The organism is Rhodococcoides kroppenstedtii, assembly GCF_900111805.1.
Lineage (GTDB): Bacteria > Actinomycetota > Actinomycetes > Mycobacteriales > Mycobacteriaceae > Rhodococcoides > Rhodococcoides kroppenstedtii.
Genome location: NZ_FOJN01000018.1, coordinates 35145 through 51498, shown reverse-complemented (window position 1 = coordinate 51498; position 16354 = coordinate 35145). Strand labels below are relative to the sequence as shown.

Below are 16354 nucleotides of genomic sequence, written 5' to 3'. Positions count from 1 at the left end.
GATGTGAAACCATTGGGTGTGTCTGAGCGCGAAGTGCTGGGCTGCCACCTGAAGGTTGGTCAGCCCGTTGAGTACACCGGTCCCGAGGACTCGAACGGTATTCTTGCGTCCGCACCGCCCCTTCATGTCCTTCACGTGGGCCACCCCGGCCGGATACGAGACCCCACGCCGCAGCACGTAATGGTGGATTGGGTAGGACTCGAGCATGAAGTAGTCAGCTACGCGGCAGGCTTCGTGAACGAGCGCCGATTTGAAGATGACCAGTTCGGTTCCGTCAAGGGTCTACAGTTGCTGTCTGAAGCAGAATACGTGCGCCGCTCGGCACGTGTCACGAGCGAGCAGTTTGACGGCTCGTGGGGCAACTCATCCACGTGAGGCAGTAGAGATAAGTGCAACTGGCGTCATCAACGTCTGCGCTACCTCATGATGATAATTATTGCCGATATCGGAGACTATGATCACGCACGCCGGCAGTGCAACTCGTTGTTCGAGAGGGAGTGCAGACTTGGTCGCTATTTCGATCGTTGCGTTGGTGATTTCCGGATTTGCTCTCCCGTTCACCGTGTGGGCAGCGCGAGCCGCCGCGAAACAGGCAAAATCTGCTCAAGCGCAGACCGCGATCCAACGAGAGCAGGTGGCAGCAGCACGCGAACAAACCCAGTTGCAGCGCGAACTCGCCCGCGAGGCGCTTCAACCGTACGTGTGGGCGGACATACAGCCCGACATGCAACAAGGTTCTATCTTGCAGGTTGTGGTCGGCAACAGCGGGCCGACAGTCGCACGGAACATACGGGTGCTCTTCGATCCCCCCCTGCCAACTGGCCAGCAGCACTCGGATAAGGCGGAGAAAGTTCAGAGCACCCTGTCCAATGGGCTGCACTCACTCACGCCCAACCGCGTTCTGCGGTGGACGTTGGGGGTGGGCTATGACCTCCTCTCGTCCGACGAGTCGCAGCTTCGGTCCGTGCGCATCGACGCCGAGGGTCCCCATGGTCCACTTCCGACCCTCGAGATGGGAATAGACATTTCTGAATGGCGACATGCGAGAGACGCGCCTGACGGTTCGCTGCATCATGTGCGCGGTGCTATCAAGGACCTTACCAAGGCAGTCATTAGCGTAGACAAGTCGCTGCAACGAAACCAAGGTCGAGCACGCTCTGCATGATAGCAATAGAACGAAGTTAGAAGATCGCCCGGAATGCGCGTCCATCACTGCGGTCTAATCGACGAAGAGCGTCACGGTTTTATACTTTGCGGGGCCGGGCCGTGACACATAGGACACCACCCACTTGCCTAGAGCACGCGGCTCCGATCTTTATCACCAGTTTTTCTTCGGCTGGTCCCGGCTACCCCCAACAGCTGGGCCCAGTTCTGCAGTCGCCGGACAAATCGCCGTTTCTAGGTTTCATCCACAGGCGTGAGACAGGTTCGGTCCAGCCAGGGTTCATCAATTCCATCCAAATCCCACTTTGCAAACCACCGTTCAGCCTCTTTTGAGGGAGCGGACTCCACTAAGAAGACAAAAAAGTATGGGTCGTCGCCAGGCCGTAGGACCAAGTCAATGCCGTCCGAACGACCCCGCTCGAAGGTTGCGAGGGCTGCCGGCCCATTCTCTACCCACGTTTCAGGATGCACCACCACCGAACTGCCCAGCTCAAAAGTGCGGTCACCAATTAGTGCAGTGTATGCACCTGCCAGCCACTGCCTGTTTTGCCTCTCGGTCAGAATCGCGGCAATTTCCTCGGTGTATTCGGCATTGGGCACTAATCGTGCCCGAACGCCGCGAGCCAAAGGCGACGCCACAACATGTCCTTCAATTAGCAGACGGGCAACTCGCGCATGCACCCGATCTTTTTGATCAAAAGTTCTGGGAAACGTCATATTCTGACCGGTGTGCGCTAGAAGCCCAGCAAGATCCTCCGCGAAACTGTATAACATCTGTTGTTCTCGGAAGTCGTCGTCGTCGTCGCTAGGAACGCCCGATCCACGATATCTCGTAAGGAACTGACCGTCGATATAGAACGCAACCTCGTGTGCTAGTTGCAGACCAAGCACAAACCGCAATAACTCTGCCACTGAACGCGGACTTAACCCCTCTAGGTCGTAGCCTACATCCATCATAGTACGGGTGTCCGGACCGTTCTTGAACGGTATTTCCGCTGCCAATGTCACACGTCCTCCGACGTAAGACATGACGCAAGTAAGACCATGCGTCCCGTTGCGGACTTCTGTGACTACCCCTTCTTGCTTCAAGACTAATTTGTCTTCGTGGGATAGACGAGCCTCCATGAGCATCCCCACCGCCGGGCTACCTTCTACAGGCAAGCTCCTCATAATCAACGTTTCTGGATCGGGGATTCCTTGTACGATCTCAGGACCAAGCACTTCGAACTTAGTGATAGAAGACCCAGGAATCTCCACTTGCGAGGGCGACCCGTATTGCATCGACCTTCGGAATTCAATACCCACAGCTGACTCGGGATCTAGATCCGCGTCGAAGTTTATTTTGATGGGACTTCGCTGAGCGGCATTATCATTGAGCGCACGCAATGTCTGGACCACCGCGCCGTCAGATCGCGCGAAATCCCAGGTCCAGTCGGCGTCTCGCGAGTCCACCAGTTCGCCAAGCGCGCCGACCCGACGAGCCAGATCAGCAGCTCCTGACTCAAGGAAAGCCATACGTTCGTATTCGAATATTCGGCGAGTTTCTCGGTAATGGTCTAGAGTCAGCCACCGATCGACCTCGGGGTAATCGATGAGCAACTGATCTAGTTCCGCCTGGCCCAACCATCCTACAGTTGGCCGCCTTGTAGCCGCCGGCGTCGCCTTGCTTGCCAATCCACGTATGAAACGTTTTTCGGAGTTCGTATAGTTGCGCGGCGCGACAAGGATCCATTGATTCGGCTTGTTTTTTGTCACCGCTTTGACGTAGGAATTCTTCACATTATCCCTGCGTTTTGCGAACCCGCCCGACATACCCTCGGGGTAATACTTGAGTTGGTAAATAGTAAGACTGCCGTCTGGAAAAGTGACCCCGACATCGACACCGTCGTCGCCACCACGACCGTCCACAACATCAACGTCAGCTATGCCGCGGAACTTTCTCAGAAGCAGGGTTTCGACGATCCGATCGAACCACGGCTGGTCCAGCCTGGTCCATTGGATTTTGTCTCCGCCGGCCTCGCGCCCACCCATAGTCACGGTCTAGAGGATATGCCTACTGGGACAAAGCATGCACCATCCCTACAGTCGCGGGCCCCATAGGAAGCAGTCACCTATAAGCCCGTGACTCTCACCGGCACGTAGCAGTTCTGCCGCTAGCTCGACGCGTTGCCGATGCCGTCATCAGCCCTTCATCCGCCAGCACGCCAGCCGTGCGATGGTGCTCGGCTACTTCATGTCACACGCCTCCGGAAGAGCAAGGGCTATACCGACTACGCCTGCCAGCCACCACCCCGCGGGCACAGCGAACCACTTGCCCGCCTCCTAATAGGGGGCAACTGTGCCTACGGACTGAGGGGCCGCAACGCGGCATGCAGCATGGTGCACCTAGCACGCGGTGCTTGTTTTGAAGTAGCGAGTCCGACCCACTGGCGCGTGCGGCGTCCGGCAGGCAGGGCCTCGGCCTTCTCGCCGTCGGATCGGGCGTCGCCCTCGCCTTCGGTGCCGGAACTGTCCGATCGGTCGGCCTCGACGTTCGTCATGGCTCCTCCTCGTGCTGGCGGTGCCGTCAGACTATCGGCCGGATTGTCTCCTATGTCCGTTTCGGTGGCGCGCCGTCCCGCACGAGCAGGGCGAGTTCCACGGCCAGGCGGCTCGGGCCGCCGACGGGACGCCCGAGGAGGCTCTCCGCACGCTGCACGCGGTAGCGCACCGTGTTGCGATGCACGCCCAGTTCGCGAGCAGCGGCGTCCAGGCTGCGGTCGTGGCGCAGGTAGGCGGACAGGGTCCGGCGCACGCGGAGGGCGACGGGATCGTCGCCGTCGATACCGGCCAGGTGGCGCGCGGCGAACTCGTCGGCCGCGCGTCGGTGACCGCGCAGGAGATAGGTGATCTCGACGTCGCGATACCGCACGGTGGGGTTCGCGCCCGTCGTCTCCGACACCGACTGCGCGGCGACCGCGTCGAGGTGGCTGCGCCGGAAGCCGTCGGTGCCGGCACCCGGCTCGCCGACGGCGAGACGGACGGACCCGGGTGACGACGGCGCGTCGAGTACCTCGGGCGACCGACCGGACGCCCACCCCCACAGGGCTCGTGACCCGGCCGGCGTCGTGAGCAGCCCGCCCGCGTCGGGAGGAACGATCCGGCGGGCGACAGCGTCGAGATCGACCGGCTCCGTGCCGTCCGTCCACAGCACGAACGCGACATGCTCGGTCCCGATGGGGTGGCTCAGACGCCGGGAGGCGACCTCCGCGTCGTCGAGCTCGCCGGAGAGCAGATCCCGGACCGTCTCGACCCGGCGGGCGACGTCACCGCGCAGATCCCGTTCGCGTTGCTCGGCGTAGGTGTCGGTGAGGATCTCGAGGGACACGCTGATCCATCGGCTCGCGCGCTCGAGCAGGCGAATCTGAATGCCGGGCACCAGGTTCGGATCCTGGACGCGCTCGGCCGCGACCTCGGCGACGTGGCGCACCAGCACCGTCTGGCCCGCGCGGTAGATCTGCATCAGCACTTTCAGGGGGAGGCCGCGGCGAGCGACGGTCCGGGCCAGCTCGTGCGCCGCGGGCGGCGGCGTCACCTCGTCGGAGTCGCTCACGATCCACCCCAGCAATGCCCGCGCCTGGGCGACGTTGCTGGCGTGCAGGTCGCGGCGCAGTTCCCGATCGACCGTGAGGGCGGCGACGTCGGCCGCGATCGCGGCGTCGAACCGGGCCACGACGGCGGCCACGGCGTCGTCGGCGAGGGTCTCGGTGACCAGGATGTGGACCCACCGGTCGGCGTCGTCGAGCTCGGGCGTCATGTTGTCCTCCCAGTACAACAACAGGGGCCGGTGTTGACCGACGAGGCCAAGAACGGTCGGGTCCTGTTGTGCCACGATGCTAGAACATGGCGCAGGTCACAGGCGTGCGCCGCCGACCGATCCGAGGAGTGCGTGCCCATGACCACCGACCTGACGGGGCGAGTCGTCGCCATCACCGGCGGTGCCCGCGGCATCGGGCACGCCACCGCGGCCGCGTTCCTCGCGCGGGGAGCCCGGGTGGCGATCGGCGACATCGACGACGTCGCGGTGAAGGAGGGTGCGACGGCGCTGGAGTCGACCACCGACGCCACCCGCGTCCATCACGACACTCTCGACGTCACCGATCCGGAGTCGTTCGACCGCTTCCTCGACGGGGTCGAGGCAACCTTCGGGCCTCTCGACGTGCTGGTGAACAACGCCGGCATCATGCCGGTCGGGCGGGTGGTCGACGAGCCCGACGCCGTGACCCGTCGTGTGCTCGACATCAACGCGCTCGGCGTGATCACCGGCTCGAAACTGGCTGCGCGACGGATGCTTCCGCGCGGACGCGGGCACATCGTCAACATCGCCTCCGCGGCCGGTGAGACCTATTCGCCGGGTCTCGCGACCTACTGCGCCAGCAAGTTCGCGGTGGTCGGCTTCACCGATGCCGCCCGCCTCGAGCACCGGGGAACCGGAGTGGAGTTCTCGCTGGTGATGCCGTCGTTCGTGAACACCGAACTCACCGCGGGCACCTCGGGGGCGCGAGGTTTTCGCAACGCCGAGCCCGAGGAGATCGCCCGCGCGGTGGTGTCCCTCATCGACAAGCCGCGATCCCGCGTACGGGTGACGCGACTGTTCGGGGCGGCCGTCGTGAGTCAGAAGTTCCTGCCGCGACCGCTCGCGGAGGCGATGTCGCGCGCGCTCGGTGCCGACGACGTCTTCCTCGGCGCGGTCGACCGGAGCGCACGGCGCGCCTACGAGGAGCGAGCCCGGCACAGCTGAGGTCGGTGTCCGTGGTGATGCCTACGCTGGTGAAATGCTCCTCTTCTTCGGCTACGGCAGCAAGCGCCGACATCTCGGCGTCGGCGGCGTCCACACCTGCCCGCGCTGCCACAACACCAGCCAGTGGGCGCGCATGCGTCAGTACAACCAGCTGACGGTGTTCTTCGTGCCCGTTCTGCGGTGGAAGCGGGTCACGTTCGAGCAGTGCGGGATCTGCGGACAGACCGCCGCCGCCTAGGGCCTCCTACGATGGGTGCCATGACCACCGCCACGCCGCCGGAGGCGTCGACCGACGCCGGAACCCGCCCGGACGCAGGAACCGCGACGCCGTTCCCCCGGGCACTGCCGTGGCTGATGATCGTGGCGGGCGTCGTCGGGCTCGTCGCGTCGTTCGTCCTGACGGTGGAGAAGTTCGCCCTCGCGGCCGACGCCACCTATGTGCCGTCGTGCAGCATCGACGCCGTCGTGAACTGCGGATCGGTGATGGGTTCGGCGCAATCCGCGGTGTTCGGCTTCCCCAATTCGCTGCTCGGCATCATCGGGTTCACCGCTGTGCTCGCCAGCGGAGCGGCGGTGCTGTCCGGCGCGCGATTCGGCCGCTGGTACTGGGCGGGGCTGCAGGTGGGGCTCACCGCGGCCGTCGTCTTCGTGCACTGGCTGATGTTTCAGAGCCTCTACGTCATCGGCGCGCTGTGCCCGTACTGCATGGCCGTGTGGGTGTCGACGGTGACCGTCTTCTGGTTCGTCACGCTGCGCACGCTGCACCACGGGGTGTTCTCTCGACCGGTGTCGGCGCGCGCACTCACCGCACCCGTGAACGCCGTCGTGCCTCCGGTGGCCTGGCTCGTCGCTGTCGGCGCGCTCGTGTTCTACCGCTTCGGCGCGTTCTGGGCCTGACCGGGTGACCAATTCCCTGGACGAGCGGATCACCCGCTCGCGCACCTTGCTGAGCGATCACGACCTCGCCGGCCTGGCGGATCTGCTGTCCGATCTGCGCGAGCACGAGGTGACGCGCCTGCTGGAACGTCTCGACGCCGACGATCGCGCGGTGCTGTTCCGGCTCATCGAGAAGGACACCGCCCTCGGCGTTTTCGAAAGCCTCGACCCGCCTCTGCGCGGCGAACTCGTCGACGCGCTGCGCGACGACCACGTGGTGGCCCTGTTCGAGGACCTCGACCCGGACGACCGTGTGGAACTGCTCGACGAGCTTCCCGCGTCGGTCGCCCGCCGGTTGCTGTCCGGGCTCTCCGACGGGGAGCGCACGTTGACCGCGCCCATGCTGGGCTACCCGCGCGGCTCCGTCGGCCGGCGCATGAGCCCGGAGTACGTGCGGCTACGGCCCGACACGACGGCCGCCGAGGACGCGCCGACCGTCACGGCCACCACCGACGCGGAGGTCGCGGCTCGGCTGTGCCTGGAGTACCGCACAGCCGCCGTCGTCGTCACCGATTCCGAACGTCGCGTGCTCGGGGTGCTGACGGTCGACACCGCCGCCCGGATTCTCGAGGACGCCGAGGACGAGGATGCGGCCCGCGCAGGTGGCTCCGAACCGCTGCGCCGGCCCTACCTGTCCACACCGGTGGGAACGCTGGTGCGCTCGCGCGTGGTCTGGCTGCTCGTCCTCGCCGTGTCGGCGGTGCTCACCGTTCAGGTGCTCGAGATTTTCGAGGACACATTGTCCGCGGTGGTGACGCTCGCCCTGTTCATTCCGCTGCTCACGGGCACGGGCGGCAACACCGGCTCGCAGGCCGCCACCACCGTCACCCGCGCGCTCGCGGTCGGCGACGTCCGCACCCGCGACCTCGGTCGGGTCCTGTTCCGGGAAGTGCGGGTCGGCGCGTCCATGGGCGCCCTGCTGGGCACCCTGGGATTCGTGGTCGCCGGGCTGGTCTACGACTGGCATCTCGGCCTGGTCATCGGCGCGACGCTGCTGACGGTGTGCACCATCGCGGCAGCCGTCGGCGGTGTGATGCCGTTGTGCGCCAAGGCCATCGGGGTGGATCCGGCGGTGTTCTCGACCCCGGCGGGGTGCATGTACCGGGCACCGGCGGAATGCAAAGTGTCTGTAAAGAACCCCGAACGGACCGCGGAGCATGACCGGGATCACACCTAGGGTTCGGTGTCGAGGTCGCCCGCCCGGGAGGCCTTCTCGGACCGAAAGGCACCCACCATGAGCGCACCGGCGCGTTCCGCAGGGTCTCCGAACCCGGCACCGTCCACCCGACGCGCGGTGTTCAACACCGTGCGCGGCTCGCTCGGCAATCTGGTCGAGTGGTACGACGTCTACGTCTACACCGTGTTCGCCTCGTACCTGCAGTCGAGCTTCTTCGCCGACGGCGAGCCCAACGCCGGCATCTACACCATGGCGATCTTCGCGGTCACCTTCGTGATGCGCCCCATCGGATCCTGGTTCTTCGGCCGCTTCGCCGACCGCCATGGCCGTCGGCCCGCGCTGGTGTTCTCCATCTCGGTCATGGCCGGCGCCTCGCTGCTCATCGCGCTCACCCCGACCGCGGAGAGCATCGGCTCCCTCGCGGTGGTGATCCTGGTTCTGTGCCGACTGCTGCAGGGCTTCGCCACCGGCGGTGAGTACGGCACGTCCGCGACGTACATGTCCGAGGCCGCGACTCCGGGCCTGCGCGGTTTCTTCTCCTCCTTCCAGTACGTGACCCTCGTCGGCGGCCACGTGCTCGCCCAGGTCACCCTGCTGGTGCAGCAGGCGTTCCTCACCGACGAGCAGATCCGCGAGTTCGGCTGGCGCATCGCGTTTCTCATCGGTGCCGTCGGCGCCGTGGTGGTGCTCTACCTCCGCCGTGCCATGGACGAGTCGCTGCAGACCGACACCGAGGACAAGCGCCGCGGCTCGATGACCGAGCTGTTCACCGCGTACCCCAAGCAGCTGCTGGTGTGCTTCCTGGTGACCCTCGGCGGCACCGTCGCCTTCTACACCTACAGCGTCAACGGCCCGCTGATCGTCAAGAGCACCTACACCGACCGCGGCATGACCGCCACGTGGATCAACCTCGCCGCGCTGGTGCTGCTCATGCTGATCCAGCCCCTCGGCGGTCTGCTCAGCGACAAGATCGGCCGCAAACCGCTCCTGGTCGGGTTCGGCGTCGCCGGTGTCCTGTGGTCGTGGACCTTCCTGAACCTGCTCCCCAAGGTGGAGACGCCGATGGTGTCGTTCCTCCTGCTGGCCGGCACGTACGTCATCCTCACCGGCTACACCTCGATCAACGCCATCGTGAAGGCCGAGCTGTTCCCCGCGCACATCCGCGCTCTGGGACTGGGCCTCGGATACGCGCTGGCCAACTCCATGTTCGGCGGCACGGCTCCGGTGATCTACGAGACGGCCAAGGAGAAGGACGCGCTCGACGCCTTCGGTATCTACGTCACCGTCGCCATCGGCATCTCGCTCCTGGTCTACGTCTTCGTGCTGAAGAACCGGCAGCAGACCTACCTCGACCGGGAACAGCTCGCGCGTCGCGACGAGGTCACGGTGCGCTAGTCGCGACGAGGTCGCGGTGCGCTAGGTTCGACTCCTGGAGGTGAGCCCGTGCAGGTGCTCGTCGTCGAGGACGATCTCGGCGTCGCGGACGCCCTCACCCACGCCCTCCGCCGGCAGGGGTGGTCCGTCCGCCACGCCGCGACCGGCACCGCGGCACTCGATCTGGTCGCCGACGCGGACATCGTCCTGCTCGACATGGGCCTGCCGGATCACGACGGGCTGTGGGTCTGTCGGCGGATCCGGGAGACCTCGGCGGTCCCGATCGTCGCCCTCACCGCGCGTCGTCACGAGGACGCCGTGGTGGGGGCGTTGCGGGCCGGAGTCGACGATTACGTGACCAAGCCCTACAGCGTCCCCGTCCTGCTCGCCCGGATGGACGCCGTCGTCCGACGCACGGTGGGACGGGCCGCGACTCCGGCGGCGCCGGACCCCGGGTTCCGCTTCGATCCGGACACCCGCGAGATCTGGGGCGCCGACGGGACGCCGCGGGCGCTGACGGCGAAGGAGAGCGAACTGCTGGTCGCCCTCTCCCGCACGCCCGGTCGGCCGGTGAGCCGGGCGGCGCTCATGGAGGAGGTGTGGGACACGACGTGGGTGGGCGCGTCGCGCACCCTCGACGTACACGTGGCGTCGCTGCGCGCGAAACTGCGTGACCTCGCGGCGGTGGAGTCGGTGCGGGGCGTCGGATACCGACTCGTGGTGACGGCGGACCGAGACGAGACGAGTACGAGACCGGAATGAGGCGCCGACTGCTGATCCTGGCGATCACGTTGACGGCCGCGGTCCTGACGGCGCTGATCGCCCCGCTCGTCACGGCGTACGCGGAGGAGCGGGCGGTCACGCTGCACGAACAGCGCCTGGCCGCCGCCACCCGATTCGCCGCGCTGGTGGACGATTCCGCATCGGGCGCGCCGGCCCTGCTGGGTCCCGATCTCGCGCGGTACGACGCGGTCACCGGCAGCACGCGCAGCGCCGTCATCGGTCCCGACGGCAGCACTCTCGCATTCGGGGCCGAAGCCCCCGTGGGGTCGGACCCGCGGTACGACGACGCGGTGCAGCGGGCTCTCACGGGTACCCCCACCACGGCGCCGTCCGCGTTGTGGCCCTGGCGAACCGACCCGCTGATCGTCGCCACGCCCATCGGGCGGGACGCGCAGATCCTCGGTGCGGTGGTGATGGTCGTCGACACCGCCGGGCCGCGCGGCGACGTCGCCACCCGGCTCGCCGTCGCCGTCGCCGGCGGAATCGCTCTGCTCGCGCTGGTGGCGTTCCTGGTCGGGGTTCCGTTGGTGGCGTGGGTGGTTCGGCCCGTGGACCAGCTCACCGAACGGGTGCAGACGCTCGCGAGCGGCCGTCGTCCGGGCGCGGCGGAACACGCCGGCCCGCCCGAGCTGCGACGATTGGCCACGTCCTTCGACGAGATGGCCCGCGCCGTCGAGTACTCCCGGAGCCAGCAGCGCGACCTGATCGCGGATGTCTCGCACCAGCTCGCCAACCCGTTGACGGCCATGCGGCTCCGGCTCGACGGCCTGGCCGCCGACGATCCTGCCGTCGAACCCGTTCTCGCCGAGGCGGATCGCATGGCGCGCGCCCTCGAGGGTGTCATCGAGGTCAGCCGCGCGGGCGGGCACGACCGCCGCCGCGTGCCCGTGGACGTGGCGGCGCAGATCCGCGAGCGGATCGCGCTGTGGGAGCCGCTCTTCGACGGCCGACTGCGGGTCACCGGAATCGAGACCGAGGCTCCGGCCGTGCTCGAGGAGGACCTGGTACCGACGATCGTCGACACGCTGCTCGACAACGCCGCGAAGTACGCGCCGGATTCGCCCGTCGAGATCACGCTGGAGCGCACCGGAACCGGGGACGCGCGCCGGTACGTCGTGACCGTGCGCGATCACGGCGGCCCGACCGACACCGGTTCCGCCAGCACAGGTCCCACCGACACCGATCTCACCGACACCGGTCTCACCGATAGCGAGGCGGCGGAACTGGGCGAGCGGTTCCACCGACTGCCGCGTCACGCCGAGGTCGACGGCACCGGCCTGGGGTTGTCCATCCTGGTGCTGCGCGTGCGCGACGCCGGCGGCTCCGTGGTGATCGAGGCCGCGCACCCGGGGCTGCGGTGCGTCACGACCCTCCCCGCGCGTCCCGGTCCCGGAACCAGCGCAGCGAACCCGGATGCAGCGGTACCGGCGCGGTGAACATCCCGGCGGCGACGGTGGGTTGACGGACGGTCGGTGCTCGCCTCGCCACGGCGTCCTGCCGGTCGAACAGGACCGAGGCCAGCCCGTACACCGTGTCATCGGCCAGGCCGGGGGCGGCGACGAGGTAGGTCTTGATGCTCACCGTGGTGACGTCCGTGGGCAGACCGTAGGGGCCGCGGGGGAGGGGACCGGTGACGTAGCTCGGCCCCCACCGCTCCACCAACGGGTCGACGAGGCCGCCGATGTCCAACGCGCGCAACGGCACCCGCGTGCCGAGCTCGACGAGGGCGGTGATGGGGAAACCGCTCACGAAGGCCACGGCGTCGGCGGTGCCGGCCGCGAGGTCCGATGCCGCGTCGGTGAGCGACCGCGGTGCGTAGCGCACGTCGTCCGGACCGAGGCCGGCCGCCTCCAGGCAGCGTGACACGGACAACCGCGTTCCGGATTCGACCTCGCCGCCGACGATCCGCCGGCCCACCAGATCGGCCGGCGTCCGCACGGGGGAGTCCTGCCGGACCAGGATCTGCAGGAAACTGTCGTACAGGCGCGCCACCGCGACGATCGGCATCGGTTCGTCGAAGGGGTCGTGTCCGGCGACGGCCGACGTGGCGGTGTCGCCCAGGCAGAACCCGACGTCAGCAGACCCGTCCAGCACGTCGCGGACGTTGGCCACGGAGCCGGCGGTGGTCACCGCGGAGGCATTCAGGGACGGCATGGCCACCCGGGCCTCGTCCGCCAGGGCCCGTCCGTACTCGTCGAACACGGCACCCGGATTGCCCGCCGCGATCCTCAGAGTGCCGGACGCCGCCTGCCACGGCGCCGTGGACGCGCAGCCGGACAGCGCGGCGGCAGCGAACGCGCCGACGCCGGCCCGGAGGAACTGCCTGCGGTCGACCATTGCCCCAGCAGTCTAGAACCGGCCCGGGTTCGGCCGGGTAGATCGGCGCTCGCGGGGGTACTCGATCCCGTCCGACCAGGGGCCCGTCCGATCAGGGGTGACGAAGGAGCGACCACTGTGACCACCCGGAGATCCGCGCTCTACGTCCTCGCGATGTTCGTCGCGTTGGCCGTGTTCTGGGCGGCGGTCGGCGCGCGTCTCGACGACGCCCATCCGGTCCGCACCATGTTCGTCGTGGGCGGGGCGGTTCTCGCGGTCGGCGTGCTGCTGGTCGGCTCGGCGACGGCGCTGAAGGTGCGTCGACTGCAGGCTCGGCGACGCGAGAGCAACGAGGTCACCGCGTCGACGTGACGTCGGTCAGCAGATCGCGCGCCACCGCCTCGTTGTGGCGGAAGAACCCGGCGTCGACGTTCGGCCGTGGAAACGCGCCGGACCACGTGTGACCCGCGACGAAGGGACCGACGGCGTACAGCCCGTCCGTGGCCGCGCCCGTCGCGTCCACCACCCGCGATCGATCGTCGACGGCCACCTTGCCCGGCCCGGTCGCCGCGCTCCGCACCTCCGCCACGCGGCCTCGACGGAACAGTGTCGCCAGAAGGTCGTCCGCGGTGTCCGACACCGAGGCCACCGGCAGACGGGCCTCGACGAACGCGCGGGCGCGCACGACGTCCGGGTGGGACGGTGAGGTGGCCACGTAGCCGTCGTCGTCGGTCGAGAATCTCGTGTCGGGTCCGAGGAAGCGAATCACGCCCGCGCGACCGAGCGCGAGGATCTGCTCGAGGCGTTCCGGGGGCGGACCCGAGGCGACGAAGCTGAACAGCGAGTGCAGCGTTCCCCTCGGCCTCGGCGGCGATGTCGGCGGGTGTGAGGCGGCCGAGCCGGACGAGGTCGCCGATCACGCGGTGTACCGACAGCAGCGCGGTGAACACCGCCGCGTCCGCGCTGTACGCAGGGTCGGCGCGTCGTCGCAGGTCCGCGTCGATGTACTCGTGGACGCACTCGGCCGCGGCGGACCGGGAGGGGAACGTTTCGCCCGCGAGCGGGCGGTCGAGCAGGTCGAGGTCGAAGCGATCGGCCGGGTCCTGAATCGACGACGCCACCAGGGTGGCCACGCGCGCGTCGTCCCCGGCGGCGAGGGCGTCGTCCAGCGGTGCGAACGGGCCGCGGACGCGGTCGGGGTGCGAGCGCCACAGCTCGTGGTAGTGCGCGCGGGCCAATTCGCGTGCGACGACGGGAAGCACGTCCGCGCGGAAGTCCAGGGTGCGGTCCGGGAACGCGTCCGCCCGGAGGAGATGCGGCAGCGGCGGCGCGGCGTCCGCGATGGAGTACGAGATCTTCGCGTGGTACGGCACGCCGCGCCGAGATCCCGCGTACACCAGCGGTTCTCGGCCCGACGGCCGGTAGCGGAGGATACCGTCGTCACCGCGGTCGAAGCGACCGCCGCGCGATTCGGCGAGGAGCACCGTCCAGTCGACGAACGCGAGACCGAGGCCCGACACCACCTCGGTAGCGCGTCGACGTTCACGCTGGGCACGTTCGGCGGGCACCGCGGCCGGGTGCTCGCGGCGGGCGACGTCCTCTCCGGCGGGGGCGCCGCGGTCGTCGCGCCGCCCCGGCGGATCCCGTCCGATCACGTTCCTGCGCTGGGACACCGGTGGGAGCTGGCCGTGACCGAGGGGCCTCATGGGGCGCCGGAGTTCTTCACCCGCGAGGACATCGCGACCGTCCTGGGGCACGACTACGAGGTGCACTTCAACTCCGACCGCACCGGTGTCCGTCTGATCGGACCGCGGCCCACCTGGGCGCGAGAGGACGGCGGCGAGGCCGGGCTGCACCCGTCGAACATCCACGACAACGCCTATTCCGTGGGCGCGCTGGATTTTACCGGCGACACCCCCATCCTGCTGGGCCCCGACGGGCCGTCGCTGGGCGGCTTCGTCTGCCCGGTCACCGTCGTCGCCGCCGAGCGGTGGAAACTGGGCCAGCTCCGTCCGGGGGACACCGTCCGCTTCGTGGCCGTGCGCGGTGACCACGCGGCGTCGATCCGCGAGCTGGGGGTCGCCCGACGCGCGTCGTCACCCGCGGTCTTCTCCGCCGGCGGCGACGGTGACGACGGCGTCCTCGTGCGTCGCGACGGGGCCGTTCCGGTGACGTACCGACGGTCGGGTGACGACAACGTCCTCGTCGAATACGGCTCCATGACACTCGATCTCGCGTTGCGCGCGCGGGTGCACGCGCTCCACGAGGCGCTCGTGGCCGAGGGTGCGACGGGCGTGCGCGATCTGACGCCCGGTATCCGCTCGCTGCAGATCAAGGTCGACCCCGACGTGCTGTCCGTCCCGCGGCTGACCGGTCTGCTCGAGGAGCTCGAGGACGCCCTGCCCGACGCGACCGAGCTGGTGGTGCCGTCCCGCACTGTGCGCCTGCCGCTCTCCTGGGACGACCCGTCCACGCGGGAGGCCACGGAGCGGTACATGCACGGTGTGCGGGCGGACGCACCGTGGTGCCCGTGGAACATCGAGTTCATCCGGCGCGTCAACGGTCTCGACTCGGTGGACGACGTGTACCGCACGGTGTACGACGCGGAGTACATGGTGCTCGGTCTCGGCGACGTGTATCTCGGTGCGCCGGTCGCGACTCCGCTCGATCCCCGGCACCGCATGGTGACCACCAAGTACAACCCGGCGCGGACCTGGACCCCGGAGAACGCGGTCGGGATCGGCGGGGCGTACCTCTGCATCTACGGCATGGAGGGGCCGGGGGGCTACCAGTTCGTCGGGCGCACCACCCAGGTGTGGAACCACCGGCACCCCTCCACCGCACCGGGTTTCGAGGAGGGCACGCCCTGGCTGCTGCGCTTCTTCGACCGCATCTCCTGGTATCCGGTGTCCACCGAGGAACTCGCGGATCTGCGGGCGGATCTCGCGGCCGGGCGGGGGCCCGGGGTGGACGTCACCGACGGCACCTTTTCCCTGGCCGAGCACGAGCGATTCCTCGCCGAGAACGCGGCGCCCATCGACGACTTCCGCGCCCTGCAGTCCGCGGCCTTCGGGGCCGAGCGGGCGGCCTGGGGCCGAGGCGGGGGAGTTCGGGTGACCGCGGCCGAGACGTGAGCGGCTCCCCGGTTGTGCGGCGGCGCCCCTGATCGGAGGAGCCGCTCCCGATCAGGGGCGCCCGTCGGTCACGAGGCGTCGAAGATCCGCCGTCGCCCCGTCGTAGAGAGTGACGGGGTCCGCCCGGGGGTCGGTCTCGGCGGCCTCGGCCCACGCGTCGAACACGACGCGCGCGGTGGTGCCGGCCACCTCCACGAGCAGCCGGGCGTAGCGCCGGGCGTCGGTGCCGCCGAGGATGTCGGCGACGCGGTCGGTGAGCCGACACATCGCCATCGCGTCGGCAGCGAAAGCGGCGGATCGCAGATGAGCATCGGCGGCCACGAGACGACGGGTGCGGAGCAGGCGGGCCCGCACGTCCGCCGGTTCCGACGCGAGGCGTGCGAACGATCGCCGGGATAGATCCTCCAGTGCGGCGAGCGTGACGTCCTCGGCAGCGGCGCCCGTGAGCCAGCCGTCGATCTCCGCCTCGAACAGGGTGTCGCCGCGGAGGACGGAATCCTCCTTGGTGGCGTAGTGCCGGAAGAACGTGCTCGGGGAGACGCCGGCCTCACGGGCGATGTCCTCGACCGTGGTCGCCGAGAAGCCGTGCCGCTCGACCAGGGTCAAGGCGGCGTCGGTGATCTCGACGCGCGTCGCTTCGCGGCGTCGTTCGCGGAGGTCCATCGTCACTCCTCGGCGGGAATCTGTCGG

General features: G+C 68.2%; 16 protein-coding genes. 11 read left to right on the top strand and 5 right to left on the bottom strand.

Annotation, left to right across the window (positions count from 1 at the left end):
* The first annotated feature begins 18 nt into the window (after nt 1-18).
* Both BMZ18_RS19515 and BMZ18_RS19510 read left to right on the top strand, forming a co-directional pair.
* Nucleotides 19-375 carry a hypothetical protein gene (locus BMZ18_RS19515; RefSeq protein WP_139204034.1) on the top strand — a complete coding sequence of 119 codons (357 nt, stop codon included), beginning with the start codon at nt 19-21 and terminating at the stop codon, nt 373-375.
* Nucleotides 376-505: 130 nt separating this feature from the next.
* Nucleotides 506-1165 (top strand): DUF8453 domain-containing protein, encoded by a 660-nt coding sequence (locus tag BMZ18_RS19510; RefSeq protein ID WP_139204033.1) that lies wholly within the window; start codon nt 506-508, stop codon nt 1163-1165.
* Nucleotides 1166-1398: 233 nt separating this feature from the next.
* On the opposite strand, the gene BMZ18_RS19505 is transcribed toward BMZ18_RS19510, so the two are convergent.
* On the bottom strand, nt 1399-3201 hold the full coding sequence (locus tag BMZ18_RS19505) for a hypothetical protein (protein WP_139204032.1): 1803 nt from the start codon (nt 3199-3201) through the stop codon (nt 1399-1401).
* A gap of 553 nt (nt 3202-3754) precedes the next feature.
* Nucleotides 3755-5035, bottom strand: coding sequence for a PucR family transcriptional regulator (locus BMZ18_RS17635; protein WP_139204031.1), 1281 nt, complete (start codon nt 5033-5035; stop codon nt 3755-3757).
* Between the two features lie 63 nt (nt 5036-5098).
* Here BMZ18_RS17635 and BMZ18_RS17630 point away from each other — a divergent pair, with 63 nt between their 5' ends.
* Genes BMZ18_RS17630 through BMZ18_RS17600 form a run of 7 tightly spaced genes read left to right on the top strand, consistent with a single transcriptional unit; the run spans nt 5099 to nt 11650 of the window.
* Nucleotides 5099-5944, top strand: coding sequence for an SDR family oxidoreductase (locus BMZ18_RS17630; protein WP_068365640.1), 846 nt, complete (start codon nt 5099-5101; stop codon nt 5942-5944).
* Nucleotides 5945-5978: 34 nt separating this feature from the next.
* On the top strand, nt 5979-6182 hold the full coding sequence (locus tag BMZ18_RS17625; RefSeq protein ID WP_068365641.1) for a zinc-ribbon domain-containing protein: 204 nt from the start codon (nt 5979-5981) through the stop codon (nt 6180-6182).
* Between the two features lie 20 nt (nt 6183-6202).
* Nucleotides 6203-6841, top strand: coding sequence for a vitamin K epoxide reductase family protein (locus BMZ18_RS17620; RefSeq protein ID WP_068365642.1), 639 nt, complete (start codon nt 6203-6205; stop codon nt 6839-6841).
* 49 nt (nt 6842-6890) lie between these two features.
* Entirely contained in the window at nt 6891-8057 is a 1167-nt protein-coding gene (locus tag BMZ18_RS17615; protein ID WP_442978390.1) for a magnesium transporter, read from the top strand.
* 57 nt (nt 8058-8114) lie between these two features.
* Entirely contained in the window at nt 8115-9452 is a 1338-nt protein-coding gene (locus BMZ18_RS17610; protein ID WP_068365644.1) for an MFS transporter, read from the top strand.
* Nucleotides 9453-9500: 48 nt separating this feature from the next.
* Complete coding sequence (locus BMZ18_RS17605) at nt 9501-10193, top strand: response regulator transcription factor (protein WP_068365645.1); 693 nt, start codon at nt 9501-9503, stop codon at nt 10191-10193.
* A complete protein-coding gene (locus BMZ18_RS17600; protein WP_068365646.1) occupies nt 10190-11650 on the top strand; it encodes a sensor histidine kinase in 1461 nt (486 codons plus the stop codon). The genes BMZ18_RS17605 and BMZ18_RS17600 overlap by 4 nt, the downstream gene beginning before the upstream one ends.
* Here BMZ18_RS17600 and BMZ18_RS17595 read toward each other — a convergent pair.
* On the bottom strand, nt 11577-12551 hold the full coding sequence (locus BMZ18_RS17595) for a TAXI family TRAP transporter solute-binding subunit (protein ID WP_068365647.1): 975 nt from the start codon (nt 12549-12551) through the stop codon (nt 11577-11579). The genes BMZ18_RS17600 and BMZ18_RS17595 overlap by 74 nt on opposite strands.
* 117 nt (nt 12552-12668) lie before the next feature.
* On the opposite strand from BMZ18_RS17595, the gene BMZ18_RS17590 reads away from it, so the two are divergent.
* A complete protein-coding gene (locus BMZ18_RS17590; RefSeq protein WP_068102549.1) occupies nt 12669-12902 on the top strand; it encodes a hypothetical protein in 234 nt (77 codons plus the stop codon).
* On the opposite strand, the gene BMZ18_RS19835 is transcribed toward BMZ18_RS17590, so the two are convergent.
* Nucleotides 12886-13299 carry an FAD/NAD(P)-binding protein gene (locus BMZ18_RS19835; protein WP_068365648.1) on the bottom strand — a complete coding sequence of 138 codons (414 nt, stop codon included), beginning with the start codon at nt 13297-13299 and terminating at the stop codon, nt 12886-12888. The two genes, BMZ18_RS17590 and BMZ18_RS19835, sit on opposite strands and share 17 nt — an antisense overlap.
* Before the next feature lie 241 nt (nt 13300-13540).
* Between BMZ18_RS19835 and BMZ18_RS17580 the strand changes: the two genes are divergently transcribed.
* A complete protein-coding gene (locus tag BMZ18_RS17580; RefSeq protein WP_244516590.1) occupies nt 13541-15664 on the top strand; it encodes a carboxyltransferase domain-containing protein in 2124 nt (707 codons plus the stop codon).
* Between the two features lie 51 nt (nt 15665-15715).
* On the opposite strand, the gene BMZ18_RS17575 is transcribed toward BMZ18_RS17580, so the two are convergent.
* Nucleotides 15716-16327: a TetR/AcrR family transcriptional regulator gene (locus BMZ18_RS17575; RefSeq protein ID WP_068365649.1), complete on the bottom strand. Its 612-nt coding sequence runs from the start codon at nt 16325-16327 to the stop codon at nt 15716-15718.
* Nucleotides 16328-16354: the final 27 nt, after the last annotated feature.

Bases quoted from the DNA above. Each gene is read 5' to 3' on its own strand.
- BMZ18_RS17630 (WP_068365640.1), top strand. From the start codon at position 5,099: ATGACCACCGACCTGACGGGGCGAGTCGTCGCCATCACCGGCGGTGCC.
- BMZ18_RS17610 (WP_068365644.1), top strand. From the start codon at position 8,115: ATGAGCGCACCGGCGCGTTCCGCAGGGTCTCCGAACCCGGCACCGTCC.
- BMZ18_RS17595 (WP_068365647.1), bottom strand. From the start codon at position 12,551: ATGGTCGACCGCAGGCAGTTCCTCCGGGCCGGCGTCGGCGCGTTCGCT.
- BMZ18_RS17600 (WP_068365646.1), top strand. From the start codon at position 10,190: ATGAGGCGCCGACTGCTGATCCTGGCGATCACGTTGACGGCCGCGGTC.
- BMZ18_RS17575 (WP_068365649.1), bottom strand. From the start codon at position 16,327: ATGGACCTCCGCGAACGACGCCGCGAAGCGACGCGCGTCGAGATCACC.
- BMZ18_RS17620 (WP_068365642.1), top strand. From the start codon at position 6,203: ATGACCACCGCCACGCCGCCGGAGGCGTCGACCGACGCCGGAACCCGC.
- BMZ18_RS17625 (WP_068365641.1), top strand. From the start codon at position 5,979: ATGCTCCTCTTCTTCGGCTACGGCAGCAAGCGCCGACATCTCGGCGTC.